The 12,374-nt window shown below is 62.4% G+C and carries 13 protein-coding genes; 5 read left to right on the top strand and 8 right to left on the bottom strand.

The window, feature by feature from the left end; genetic code table 11:
• Positions 1 to 78 precede the first annotated feature (78 nt).
• Both HFO71_RS05225 and cobT read right to left on the bottom strand, forming a co-directional pair.
• On the bottom strand, positions 79 to 468 hold the full coding sequence (locus HFO71_RS05225) for a diacylglycerol kinase (protein ID WP_077978392.1): 390 nt from the start codon (positions 466 to 468) through the stop codon (positions 79 to 81).
• Between the two features lie 139 nt (positions 469 to 607).
• Entirely contained in the window at positions 608 to 1,624 is a 1,017-nt protein-coding gene (cobT, locus tag HFO71_RS05220; RefSeq protein ID WP_077978393.1) for a nicotinate-nucleotide--dimethylbenzimidazole phosphoribosyltransferase, read from the bottom strand.
• A gap of 156 nt (positions 1,625 to 1,780) precedes the next feature.
• On the opposite strand from cobT, the gene HFO71_RS05215 reads away from it, so the two are divergent.
• The 5 genes from HFO71_RS05215 (at position 1,781) to HFO71_RS05195 (ending at position 5,168) form a co-directional block, all read left to right on the top strand.
• Entirely contained in the window at positions 1,781 to 2,563 is a 783-nt protein-coding gene (locus HFO71_RS05215; RefSeq protein WP_131664950.1) for an adenosylcobinamide-GDP ribazoletransferase, read from the top strand.
• An 18-nt stretch (positions 2,564 to 2,581) separates the two neighbouring features.
• Positions 2,582 to 2,800 (top strand): DUF1289 domain-containing protein, encoded by a 219-nt coding sequence (locus HFO71_RS05210; protein WP_131664949.1) that lies wholly within the window; start codon positions 2,582 to 2,584, stop codon positions 2,798 to 2,800.
• On the top strand, positions 2,797 to 3,498 hold the full coding sequence (locus tag HFO71_RS05205; RefSeq protein ID WP_221987590.1) for a TIGR02281 family clan AA aspartic protease: 702 nt from the start codon (positions 2,797 to 2,799) through the stop codon (positions 3,496 to 3,498). The genes HFO71_RS05210 and HFO71_RS05205 overlap by 4 nt, the downstream gene beginning before the upstream one ends.
• Positions 3,499 to 3,684: 186 nt before the next feature.
• On the top strand, positions 3,685 to 4,122 hold the full coding sequence (locus tag HFO71_RS05200) for an EamA family transporter (protein WP_025394880.1): 438 nt from the start codon (positions 3,685 to 3,687) through the stop codon (positions 4,120 to 4,122).
• Between the two features lie 122 nt (positions 4,123 to 4,244).
• Complete coding sequence (locus HFO71_RS05195; protein ID WP_131664946.1) at positions 4,245 to 5,168, top strand: LysR family transcriptional regulator; 924 nt, start codon at positions 4,245 to 4,247, stop codon at positions 5,166 to 5,168.
• Here HFO71_RS05195 and HFO71_RS05190 read toward each other — a convergent pair.
• The 6 genes from HFO71_RS05190 to HFO71_RS05165 form a co-directional block, all read right to left on the bottom strand.
• Entirely contained in the window at positions 5,131 to 5,868 is a 738-nt protein-coding gene (locus HFO71_RS05190; protein ID WP_221987588.1) for an SDR family oxidoreductase, read from the bottom strand. The two genes, HFO71_RS05195 and HFO71_RS05190, sit on opposite strands and share 38 nt — an antisense overlap.
• 113 nt (positions 5,869 to 5,981) lie before the next feature.
• The gene (locus HFO71_RS05185; protein WP_020050299.1) at positions 5,982 to 6,743 is read right to left on the bottom strand and encodes an ABC transporter permease; all 762 of its coding nucleotides are present in this window, start codon (positions 6,741 to 6,743) and stop codon (positions 5,982 to 5,984) included.
• Entirely contained in the window at positions 6,740 to 7,666 is a 927-nt protein-coding gene (locus HFO71_RS05180; protein ID WP_131664944.1) for an ABC transporter ATP-binding protein, read from the bottom strand. The genes HFO71_RS05185 and HFO71_RS05180 overlap by 4 nt, the downstream gene beginning before the upstream one ends.
• Positions 7,667 to 8,174: 508 nt before the next feature.
• Positions 8,175 to 9,788, bottom strand: a complete 1,614-nt coding sequence (locus HFO71_RS05175) for a glycoside hydrolase family 43 protein (RefSeq protein WP_131664943.1) — start codon at positions 9,786 to 9,788, stop codon at positions 8,175 to 8,177.
• A 94-nt stretch (positions 9,789 to 9,882) separates the two neighbouring features.
• Positions 9,883 to 10,914, bottom strand: a complete 1,032-nt coding sequence (mgrA, locus tag HFO71_RS05170) for an L-glyceraldehyde 3-phosphate reductase (protein WP_206989725.1) — start codon at positions 10,912 to 10,914, stop codon at positions 9,883 to 9,885.
• 317 nt (positions 10,915 to 11,231) lie between these two features.
• Positions 11,232 to 12,365 (bottom strand): Gfo/Idh/MocA family protein, encoded by a 1,134-nt coding sequence (locus tag HFO71_RS05165; RefSeq protein WP_077978401.1) that lies wholly within the window; start codon positions 12,363 to 12,365, stop codon positions 11,232 to 11,234.
• Positions 12,366 to 12,374 lie beyond the last annotated feature (9 nt).

Here is a 12,374-nt window from a genome sequence, read left to right as displayed (position 1 = left end):
GTGTGAGCGGTTTTCGGGCAAAATCATGCTCAATTTTTAGACTTGGATCCGGATGACACCGGCCGATCCAGCGTAAAGTCATCCGGATCCAAAAAACAGGTGCTTGCCGAGGACGAAGCCGAGATAGAGGCAGCAGGCGGCGATCATGCAGGTCACCGCGAAGGAGCCGAGATCCTTGGCATGTTTGCCGACGATTGAAATCTCCGGCGAAATCCGGTCGATCACCTCTTCAACGGCGGTATTCATCGCCTCCATCGAAAAGAGCCCGAGAAACAGAAGCACCGCGACGACGATCTCGCCAGCACTAGCTCCCACCAGCGCCAGCGCCGCGATCGAAACGACGAAGAAGCCGAGTTCCTGGCGGAAGGCTGCCTCTTTCAGCACCCTCAGGAAGCCCGCCCAGGAATAGCTGGCGGCGGCGATGAAATGCCGAAGTCCGGTCTCTTTCGTCACCGCAGGCTTCGTCAAGATGCCCTCTCCTCTTTCCGTTGCATCACAGACCGGGAGAGGCTTTGCCGTCTCCTTTTTGATGAGCGAATACGCAAATACCGAATCCGCTTAGGCCGCGCAAGCGAACGCGTGCGGATCGACGGCGCCTACCGCGGCCTTAATGCTTATTCGACACGCCTGCCTGGGCGAAGGTCGCCATGCCGGAATGGCAGGCGGCGGCCGCCTTGACGATGCCGGCGGCTAGCGCCGCACCGGTGCCTTCGCCGAGCCGCATGCCGAGCGCCAGAAGCGGCGTCTTGCCGAGCATCTCGATCGAGCGCAGATGTCCGGGCTCGCCGGAGACATGGCCGATCAGGCAATGATCGAGTGCCGACGGATTGGCCGCTTTGAGGATCGCCGCCGCTGCGGTCGCGACATAACCGTCGATCAGCACCGGAATGCGCTCCATGCGCGCAGCAAGGATCGCGCCGGCCATCGCCGCGATCTCGCGGCCGCCAAGCCGGCGCAGGATCTCGAGCGGATCGTCGAGATGGTCGCTATGCAGCGCCACCGCCTTTTCCACCGCCGCGATCTTGCGCTCCAGCATCTCGCCTTCCGAGCCGGTGCCCGGCCCCACCCAGTCACGCGCCGAACCGCCGTAGAGTGCATAGTTGATCGCCGCCGCAATCGTCGTATTGCCGATGCCCATCTCGCCGATGCAAAGCAGGTCGGTACCGCCGGCGATCGCCTCCATGCCGAAGGCCATGGTCGCGGCGCAATCGCGCTCGGAAAGCGCTGCCTCCTCGGTGATGTCGCCGGTGGGATAATCGAGGGCCAGATCGAAGACTTTCAGCCCGAGATCATAGGCGACACAGATCTGGTTGATTGCAGCACCGCCGGCTGCAAAATTCTCGACCATCTGTTGCGTCACCGTTGGCGGAAAGGGCGTGATGCCCTGCCTGGTGACGCCGTGATTGCCGGCAAAGATCGCCACCAGCGGCCGGTTGACGGCAGGTGTGCGGCCCGTCCAGGCAGCAAGCCAGAAGGCGATTTCCTCGAGCCGTCCGAGCGCGCCCGGCGGCTTGGTCAGCTGCGCGTCACGCTCGCGCGCCGCCACCAGCGCGCGGGCATCCGGCCCCGGCAGGTCACGGAGCAGGGTACGGAAATCGTCGAACGGCAGGCCTGAAACGCTCATCTGTGCGGTTTTCCTATGAATCCGGGTATTCTTGTTTTTTTCCCGCAAATCAGCTTCTTTGCGGGTGGCCACTCTCTTAAAGCGGGCGGACGAGGCGAACAACTCCAAAAGCGCCGCCGCGACCATAAGCCGAAACCTCCGGCAGAACGAAGCAGAATGAAGATCAAGGACTATGCGGTCGATACCGCCCGCGCCGTCGCCTTCCTCAGCCGCATTCCCATGCCGCAATCGCTGTTCAAAGGCTATGACGGCAGGCTCAGCCGGCTGGTGCGCGCCTTTCCCTTCGCCGGCATCGTCATCGGTTTCGTCCCCGCACTCGCCATCCTCCTCCTTTTGGGGCTGCGTGCGGACCCGCTGATGGCGGCCCTGATCGCGCTTTCCATCCAGGCCCTCGTCACCGGCGCGCTGCACGAGGACGGCCTGGCCGATACGGCCGACGGCATCGGCGGCGGCAAGAGCCGCGAACAGAGCCTCCTCATCATGAAAGACAGCCGGATCGGCACCTATGGCGCGATAGCGCTGATCCTCTCCTTCGCGATCCGCGCAGCCGCGCTTGCCGCCATCGCCCGCCATTCCTCGCCGCTCGCGGCAGCCCTCGCCATTCCCGCTGTCGCGGCCCTCAGCCGCGGTGCCATCGCCTGGCACTGGCAGCGGTTGGCGCCGGCAAAGGCCGACGGCGTGGCCGCCTCGACCGGCCAACCGGACGAGGCGGCGATGCAGTTTTCGCTCGCCTCAGCCTGCCTTGTCGCAGCGCTTCTGATCTGGCCCGCCTTCGGCTTGCGGCCGCTCATCGCAAGCCTGCTCGCCACCGGCATCGCAGGGCTCGCCTTCACCGCCTTCATCCGCCGCAAGCTTGCCGGTCACACCGGCGATACCTTGGGCGCAACGCAACAAATTTGCGAGATCGCCACCCTTTGCGCCCTTGCCACCGCTCTTTGAATTTCCGATATATCCTCCATGCAAACACCCTGCGTTCACGTCTGCTCCCTGGTTTCAGCCACCGGATTTTGTTCCGGCTGCGGCCGGACTCTTCAGGAAATCGGCAGCTGGACGAGCTATTCCGACACTGAGCGAAGGCGGATCATGGCGCTGCTGCCGGCACGGCTTGCAGGTTCCGCCACGGTGCCGAACCATATGAAATCAAGCCTCGTCGCCGGGCCGGAGCGGCCTCTATGATTCGTTTGACCGTCTTCCTCGTCGTAATCGGCATCGGCCTTGCCGTGCTGATCCTCAACAGTGACAACAGCCGCATCCTTGGCCTGCAGAGCGATGACTTCGGCCGCGTCGTCTATCTGCTGCCGATCGCACTGATGCTGTCTGCCGGCATCTGGGCGAGCCGGCGCAGTGTCGGCGAAACGATGCGCCAGATGATGATCTGGCTGGTCATCATCCTGGCGCTCGTAACCGTCTATCTCCATCGTCAGGAAGCGCTCGGTGTCGGCAACAGGCTGCTCGCCGGCCTCGTTCCCGGCCGCGCCGTCGTCGTCACGACAAGTGAGGGCGGCCAGGAGATCATCCTGCACAAGCTGCTGAACGGCCATTTCAAAGCTGATGTCGCGGTCAATGGCCAGACGGTCGAGATGCTCGTCGATACCGGCGCCAGCATGGTGGCGCTGTCGCGCGAAGATGCCGAACGGATCGGCATCGACCTCTCCCGCCTCACCTATTCCATGACCGTCATGACCGCCAACGGCCGCGGCCGCGCAGCACCCGTCACCCTCGACCAGGTGGCGATCGGCCCGATCGTCCGCAACAATGTCGCAGCCAGCGTCGCCGAGGACGGCCGGCTCGACCAGAGCCTGCTCGGCATGAGCTTCCTGGAAACGCTGGGCTCGCTGCAGATGCAGACCGACGAACTCCGCATGCGCGATTAGCCTCGCAGCGCTCATGATCCGCTGCCGCTGCAGGCGCCTTTACGGCAACGGTCGGATCTGTCACTTTCAAGGGCAACAACAAGACCACAAAGAGCAAAAAGAAACTCCTAGTCTGGTGGCACCACAGTTCGGCCGGCCTTCGCCCGCAGCGAGGCCTTGACCCATGGGTGCGACAGGAGCTTCGCAATGAATTCACTCTGGCCGATCGTTATCGGCGGCGTTCTGCCCGCCCTGTTCTGGGGCATTACCGCCATCTTCCAGAAGCAGAGCGCCACGGCTGCCACCGGCTCGGCCGTCTACCTGATCGCCTTCGGCGCTACCTGCGCGCTCGCCGGCCTGATCGCTGCCTTGATCTGGCGCCCCGCCCCCTGGACCGCCGAAGGTCTCGGCTTTGCCGCCACATCAGGCGCCTGCTTTGCCGTCGGCACCGGCCTCATCAGCTTTGCGCTTTTCACTTATGGTGTCCCGGTCTCGAAACTCGCCCCAATCTGGAGCTGCAACGTGCTGGTGACACTGGCGATCGGCGCCGTATTTCTCGGCGAAGCCTCCGAGCTCGACATCGTAAAGCTCGTCGCCGGTACCCTCCTCATCATCTCCGGCGCCCTTCTCGTCAGCAGCGCCTGAGGGGAACTGGCGCAATGCGCAGCAGGTGAGCAGTTCGCCGCCACATGCTCCTGCGTTGCAGCGCCTTCGGCTTTGTTGATATCCTGCGTCAAGGCGCTTCTGCGCCCATACCGGAGCTCGACATGAATCCACGACAGTTGAAGACATTCCTTGCCGTGATCCGGCACGAAAATCTCACGCGCGCCGCTGCCGAGGTCAATCTCGCTCAGTCAAGTCTCAGCGACCAGATACAGGCGTTGGAAGAGGAATTGGGCGCAGAGCTCTTCCTCCGCTCCCGGCAGGGCGTCATCCCGACACCCGCAGGTGCAGTCCTCAAGGCCTATGCCGAAGAGATATTGGCGCTGAACGACGAGGCGAAGGCAGCCGTCAGTGCTGCAGCCGGCAGCGCCGGACAGTCCATCACCTTGGGTACGCTCGAAACCATCGCCTCCGGGCGGCTGGCGCCCTGGCTGTCACTGTTTCGCAAGGAGAACCCAGACGTCGGCCTCAAGCTCAAGGTCACCAGCAGCGGCGAATTGCTTGCACAATTGCAGCAAGGCTCGATCGACATCGCCTTCACCTTCGATCGCGGGCAGCAGGATGAGCGCTTCTTGACGCGCCGCATCTGCAGCGAACCGCTGGTGCTGATTGCCGGTCGCGATTTTCAAGCCCGGCCACCGGAGAGCCTCGCGGCCCTGAGCACCGCCCCCTTCATCGCCACCGAAACCGGCTGCGTCTACCGTCACCTGTTCGACGCTGCCTTTGCCGAAGCACATGTTGCAGCACCACCAATCGTGACTGAAGCCGACAGCATCGCGACAATCGTCCGGCTCGTCGCATCCGGCGCCGGCTTTAGCCTCGTCCCGCGCATTGCGGTCGGCCCGGCAGCAACGCGGGGCAACATCGTCGAACTGCCATGGCCGGGCAAACCACCCGCAACCTCGCTGGTGATGATGTGGCGGCGCAGGCGCGTGCAGCCGCCGGCGCTTACCCTCCTGCTGCAATCGGCAAGCGAAGAACTCTCGCCGCTCAGACCAGGCGATGCCCGCCTTCGACATGCAGGATAGTGCCTGTCGTGAATCCGTTGCCGATCAGGAAGCGGATCGCATCGGCAATATCATCGGGCCGTCCAACGCGTCCGGCCGGCAGGCGCTGCGCCATCGCATCAAGTGTCGCCTGCTTGGCGTCGCCGGCGACGAAGTTCCAGATCGGCGAATCCACCCATCCGGGCGACACTGCGTTGATCCGGATCGGCGCCAGCTCGACCGCCAGCGCCCTGACCAGGCCTTCGAGCGCCGCATTGACGGCTGCGACCACCGATCCACGCGCCGCCGGCCTGTAGGCCGCGACACCTGACGTATAAGTAATCGACCCTGAGGGCGGCAGATGGACGGCGCCATATTTCGCCAGCAGCAGCGGCCCGTAGAACTTGCTTTCGACCACCCTTTGCGCCGCCGCAAGTTCGATCGACGGCAGCAGCTGATAGGCGCCTTCGATATCGGCCGCCGTGCTGACGATGTGATCGACCGGCCCGCTATTGCAAAACAGCGCCGCGACTTCTTCGTCGCGCGATATATCGACGGCAACCGTCGCCAATCCAGGATGCTCGCCGAGATCGCGACGGGCCGCCGTAAGCTTGTCTTCGCTGCGTCCGGCGATCGTCACCGCCGCCCCTTCCCCGAGCAAACGCCTCGCCAGCGCCAGCCCCATTCCGGAACTGCCGCCAACAATAGCGATCTTCGCGCCTTCGATCCTGATATCTGTCATCTGCCATCTCCTTCTCGGCTGATGCAGCAGATGCCTCGGATCAGAGTCGAAGAAAAACGGAAGAAACCGATGGTGTCATCGGGTTTTCCGATGGCGCGTGTTCGCGTGATTGATCAGTTCCGCAGCCGGTAGCCGGTCTTGAAGATCCAGCCGAGGGTTCCCAGGCAGATCACCAGGAACACCGTGATCATCGCCAGGCTGATCGCCGGGTTGACGTCGGCGATCCCGTAAAAACTCCAACGGAAGCCGCTGACGAGATAAAGCACCGGGTTGAGGTGGCTGACCGCCTGCCAGAAGGGCGGCAGCATGCTGACCGAATAGAAGCTGCCGCCGAGGAAGGTCAGCGGCGGCACGACCAGCATGGGAATGAGGTTCAACTGCTCGAAATTGCCGGCCCAGATGCCGATCATGAAGCCGAACAGGCTGAAGGTGATCGCCGTCAACAGGAAGAACAGGATCATCATGAAGGGATGCTCGATCCTGACGTCGACGAAGAGAGTGGCGGTGAGGAGGATGATGAAGCCGATGATCATGCCCTTGGTCGCCGCCGCACCGACATAACCGAGCAGGATCTCCGTCATCGCCACCGGCGCGGAAAGCACCTCGTAGATCGTGCCGGTGAATTTCGGGAAATAGATGCCGAAAGAGCCGTTGCTGATGCACTGGCCGAGCAGCGTCAGCATGATCAGGCCGGGCGTGATGAAGGCGCCGTATGACACGCCCTCCACCTCCTGAATGCGTGATCCCACAGCGGCACCGAAGACGATGAAATAGAGCGAGGTCGAGATGACGGGCGAGATGACGCTCTGCAGCAGCGTGCGGCGCGTGCGCGCCATCTCGAAGAAATAGATCGATTTGACGGCCTCGACGTTCATTTTTCCGCTCCCACCAGCGCCACGAAGATGTCCTCGAGCGAGCTTTGCCGCGTCGACAGATCCTTGAAATGGATATTGTTCTCGCCGAGCCTGGTCAGCAGAGCTGCAATGCTTTCCTGCTCGTCGTCAGTGTCGAAATCATAAGTCAGCCGGTTGCCGTCTGCCTCCAGCGTTAGCCCGTTGCCGGCAAAACAATCCGGCAGCCGGTTGAGCGGTTCGGTGAGATCGAGGATGAGCTGCTTGCGGCCGAGCTTGGCCATCAGCGCCGCCTTGTCCTCGACGAGCAGCAACTCGCCGCCGTTGATGACGCCAACACGGTCGGCGATTTCCTCGGCCTCTTCGATATAATGGGTGGTCAGGATGATGGTGACGCCGGAGGCTCGAAGCTCTTCGACGACATGCCACATGTCCTTGCGCAGCGTCACATCGACGCCGGCGGTCGGCTCGTCGAGGAAAAGAATATCCGGTTCATGGGAGAGCGCCTTGGCGATCAGCACCCGCCGCTTCATCCCGCCGGAGAGCTGGCGCAGCATATTGTCCTTCTTGTCCCACAGCGAGAGCGCGCGCAGCACCTTCTCGATATGCGCAGGATTAGCTTTCTTGCCGTGCAGCCCGCGCGAAAAGCTGACTGTATTGAACACCGTCTCGAACTGATCGGTGGTCAGCTCCTGCGGCACCAGCCCGATCATCCCGCGGGTGGCGCGGAAATCCTTCACGACGTCGTGGCCGGCGACCAGCACCCGGCCGCCGCTTGGATTGGCGATGCCGCAGATGATCGAGATCAGTGTCGTCTTGCCCGCGCCGTTCGGCCCGAGCAACGCAAGAATCTCACCCTTTTCGACGTCGAGATTGATGCCCTTCAGGGCCTCGAACCCATTGGAGTAGGTCTTGGTGAGGTTCTGAACGGAAATGATGGGGGCCATGCGGGACTCTTGCGGATTCTCGGAAGTTACTTCGGCCCGCTATATAGTCCCTTTGTAACGCTTTAACATCCTTAAGCGCATGAACACTGCATTCGCGCGCCGTTAACACAGTTGGCCCGGAGGGCTTAGGCGACCCACTGGTGAGATAGCCGGCATCGGGTCTTCCCAGGAAGCCGACCTCACCGGCGAAAAGAAAAGCGGCAGCTGGTTTCAGATGTCATCATCCGGTGATCTTCGTGCCCGATAAGAGAACCGAGGCCAGCACCGGTATCCGCCCCGCCGCCCACCCCTTTGCGGAGCCGTCTTGGGTGTTCTCGTTGCGCCCCTTTTTTGCTGCCTCGGCTTATAGTGAAAGTTATTGTTCAGTCACGAAGTGCTTGGAACCGGCCAGTATCCCCTGTTCAGCCGCGTTCGTCTTAGCCGGCCCTGTGCCGGCTTTCTTTTTTTCGTTCCTCCGCACCTCGCTCTTTCCGTGGCTCGCTGCGGATGAAAGGGACTAAGGTATCCCTCACAGCTCGTCGTAATTGAACCAGTCGAAATCCGCGGCCTTCGCCCGGCCTGAGGTATCGAAGGCAAACACGCCGGCGAAAGCGCCGGTGAAGGAGCCGTGTTCGCCGCGCCCGCCCTCGTCTGAGATCACGCCGGCATCGAGGACTGGGCCGATCGGTTGCCAGGCGCCCTTGCCTTCGGTCTGCCAGAAGAATTGCAGGTCGTTCTCCCGGATTTCCATGGCGAGCTGGACACGACCCTCGGCGGCAATCGCCACGCCGCTTTCGGCGGGAAAACTCAGGCGTCCGTTCGGGTAGTCGCCGTTGCAGGAGAGGATTGTCACGCAGCGGCCGAGTGTCTCGTGCAGCGTCACGGCGACGGCGTGGAATTTGTGGCGGTTGTAGTAATGCGTCAGCCCCGCCACCTGCTGGTAGGTGTCAGGCGAGAATTCGACCACGGTCTCGGCACGGAAACTGTGATGCTCCTGGCGGCGGGCAACCAGCGACTGTTCGAACCAGGAGCCGATGCTTTCGCGCGCAATCAGGCGCAGATGGCCGGAACGATCCGTCAGGTTGAAGATGCGCGCGGGCTCTGGCGTGCGCAGCCATTGGAAATCGGCAGGCAGCGTGCCGCCGTCGAAGCTGTATTCGCTGCGCATCGGCTTTTCCACCGGCACCGCGCCAAAGAGGCCCGGCACATCGACATCGGGCACTGAGGTGCCGTTTTCAAGATAGAGCCAGTCATCGTCGCGCCAGACGCATTTCTGTAAGGATGTCTCGCGCCCCAGCGTGCAGCGCCGCTTCGGCGGCAGCGGGCGGCCGCATAGATGGGTGTGATAGGCCTCCCCCTCCGGCGTCTCGACATATTGACCATGCCCTGCCCGTTGCAGCACTGCGCCCGGATGATCCTTGGAGGTGATGAGATGCATGTTCGGATGCATCTCATAGGGTCCGTCGATATTACGCGACCGCGCCATGGTCACGGCATGGTCGTAGCCGGTGCCGCCCTCGGCGGTGGTGAGGTAATACCAACCGTTGCGCTTGAAGAGATGCGGGCCTTCGACGAGGCCGAGCGGGCTGCCGGCGAAGATGTTCTTGATCGGCCCCTTCAGCGCCTTTGCCACCGGATCCCATTCCTGCAGCAGGATGCCGTCGAAGGCCGGCGATTTCGGCGAGCCGCCATAGCTTTCGGTGCGGTGGTTCCACTGCATGTTGACGAACCATTTCCGGCCGTCATCGTCGTGGAACAGCGAGGGATCGAAGCCGGAGGAATTGACATAGACCGGCTCGGACCATTCGGCCTCGATCGTGGGTGCCGTGACGATGTAGTTCGGCGCATCCTTGAAATTGCCGTCGTAGCGCTTGACGTCGGTATAGACCAGCCAGAACTGCCCGTCGGCATAGGACAGGCACGGCGCCCAGATGCCGCAGCTATCGGGATTGCCGCGCATGTCGAGCTGCGATCTCCGCTCCAGCGGCCGGCGCACCAGCGTCCAGTTCGCCAGGTCACGCGAATGGTGGATCTGCACGCCGGGGTACCATTCGAAGGTCGAGGTGGCGATGTAATAATCCGCGCCAACGCGGCAGATCGACGGATCGGGATTGAACCCGGGCAGGATGGGATTGCGGATCATGACAGGGTCTCCTCCGACCGGCGGTGCTTTGCTGTACGTACATCAGATCATAGCAGAAAAAGGCCCGGAAGACTTGCCTCCGGGCCTGACGCGACTATTCGCGTTCGGCGGACTTGGCCCAGAGGTTGATGTCGGCCTCGCGGGCATAGACATCGATCTCTGCAAGCTCCTCGACGCTGAATTCGAGATTGTCGAGCGCCTTGACACAATCGACGATCTGCGACGAGCGGCTTGCACCGATCAGCGCCGAGGTCACGCGGCCGCCGCGCAGTACCCAGGCGATCGCCATCTGTGCCAGCGTCTGGCCGCGCCTTTCGGCGATCTCGTTGAGCTTGCGGATATTGTCGATGATCGAGGGACGGATGTAGTCGCGCTTGAGAAAGTGGTTCTGCGCCGCGCGGCTGTCTTCCGGAATGCCACCGAGATATTTCGTCGTCAGCATGCCCTGGGCAAGCGGCGAGAACACGATCGAGCCCATGCCGACCTCATCCAGCGTATCGAGCAGCCTGTCGTCCTCGACCCACCGGTTGAGCATCGAATAGCTCGGCTGGTGGATCAGGCACGGTGCGCCGAGATCCTTCAGGATCTTTGCTGCTTCACGCGAGCGCTGCGAATTATAGGAGGAAATGCCGACATAGAGTGCCCGGCCGGAACGGACGATATGATCGAGCGCGCCGCAGGTCTCTTCCAGTGGTGTTTCCGGGTCGAAGCGATGTGAATAGAAGATGTCGACATAGTCGAGCCCCATGCGCTTCAGGCTTTGGTCGCAGGAGGCGATCAGATATTTCCGGCTGCCCCATTCACCGTAAGGGCCGGGCCACATGTCGTAGCCGGCCTTGGAGGAGATGATCAGCTCGTCGCGAAGCCCGACGAATTCGGTGCGCATGATTTCGCCGAAAGCGATCTCGGCGCTGCCGGGAGGCGGGCCGTAATTGTTGGCGAGATCGAAATGGGTGATGCCGAGGTCGAAGGCCGTGCGGCACATATCGATCTTGCGGTCATGCGGCGTGTCGCCGCCGAAATTGTGCCAAAGGCCGAGCGAGACGGCCGGAAGCTTCAGGCCGGAACGGCCCGCGCGGTTATATTTCATTTTCGAATAACGGTCTGCGGCTGGTTGCCAGCTCATCTGAATGTCTCCTTTATAAAATAGCTATATGTCGTCATGAGACATTATCGGCCCAAGAGATTGCCGGCACCTGCCCCTCATCCGGCTGCCGCCACCTTCTCCCCGTAAACGGGGCGAAGGGATATGCCGCGCCGTCTTCCTCAACCTCAACCTCGACGCTGCGTTTGGCACTGTCCCCTCTCCCCGTTTTTACGGGGGAGAGGGTTAGGGTGAGGGGCAGCCATCGGCACGAACCGGACAGCCGCGGGACAGGCCCGAGGTTGACGAAACTATTGTAACAAGCGCGCCGATAGGGCAATCCCAAGGCGCGCGTTCCTCTACTTCAAAAGCGCCTGCGCTTCTTCGATGCCGAGGGCTGCCGGTTGCGTGCAGGTCGTGGTCAGGTCGATGAAACGGCCCTCTTCGCCCGACTTCAGGATCGAGGTCATGACGTCGACGCCGTGCAGCGTGCGGTCGAGCGAGCAGCGCGCATCGCGGCCCTCGATCAGCGACATCGCCATGTCGGCCAAGCCGGCGGTGCGGTAGTTGGCGCGTGATCCGCTCGGGCTTTCCTGGTTGATCTTGCCGAATGGATGCTCCCAGTCATCGAGCGGCTTGATGTCCTTGTCACGGCCGCTTGCCTCGACCACGCCGCCGAAGAAATTCGGATCCGGCACGTAGAGCGAGCCGTCGGTGCCGTAGAGTTCCATATTGGCATGGCGGTGCGACCACACGTCCCAGCTCGCCGTCAGCGTCACCGTGGCGCCGTTGACGAATTCGAGCAGCGCCTGGATCGTCGTCGGCGTCTTGACCGGGATGATTTCACCGTTGCGCGGCTGGCTGGTGATGGTGCGGGTCGGCGACGCCATCGAGGTCATGCCGCCGACACGTTTGACCGGGCCGATCAGGTTGATCAGGTTGGCGATGTAATAAGGGCCGAGATCGAGGATCGGGCCGCCGCCCGGCAGGAAGAAGAAATCCGGGTTCGGATGCCACATTTCCATGCCGGGGCTCATCACGTAGCAGGCGCCCGAGGTCACCCGGCCGATGCCGCCGTCGTCGATGAACTTGCGGGCGAGCTGATGGGCGCCGCCGAGGAACGTGTCGGGGGCGCAGCCGACGGCGAGGTTCTTTTCCTTGGCGATGCGACGAAGCTCCTCGCCCTCTTCGAGCGAAAGCACCAGCGGCTTTTCGGAATAGACGTGTTTTCCGGCCTCGAGGATCGCCCTCGATACCCGGAAATGCGCATCCGGGATCGTCAGGTTGACAACAACGTCGATCTCGTCATTGACGAGAAGCTCGTCGATCGTCTGCGCTTTGACGCCATATTCCTTGGCGCGCGCCTCGGCCGCCTGCACGTTGATATCGGCGCAAGCCAGCACCTTCAGCCCCTTGAAGAGCGGTGCCAGCGAAAAGTAAGTGGTGGAGATGTTGCCGCATCCGATGATGCCGACGCCAAGTTCCCTGGTCATGATGAAGCC

The organism is Rhizobium laguerreae, from assembly GCF_019778565.1.
Classification (GTDB): Bacteria; Pseudomonadota; Alphaproteobacteria; order Rhizobiales; family Rhizobiaceae; genus Rhizobium; species Rhizobium laguerreae.
Note: the sequence above shows the minus strand (reverse complement) of the source record. Positions and strands in the feature narration are given on the sequence as shown.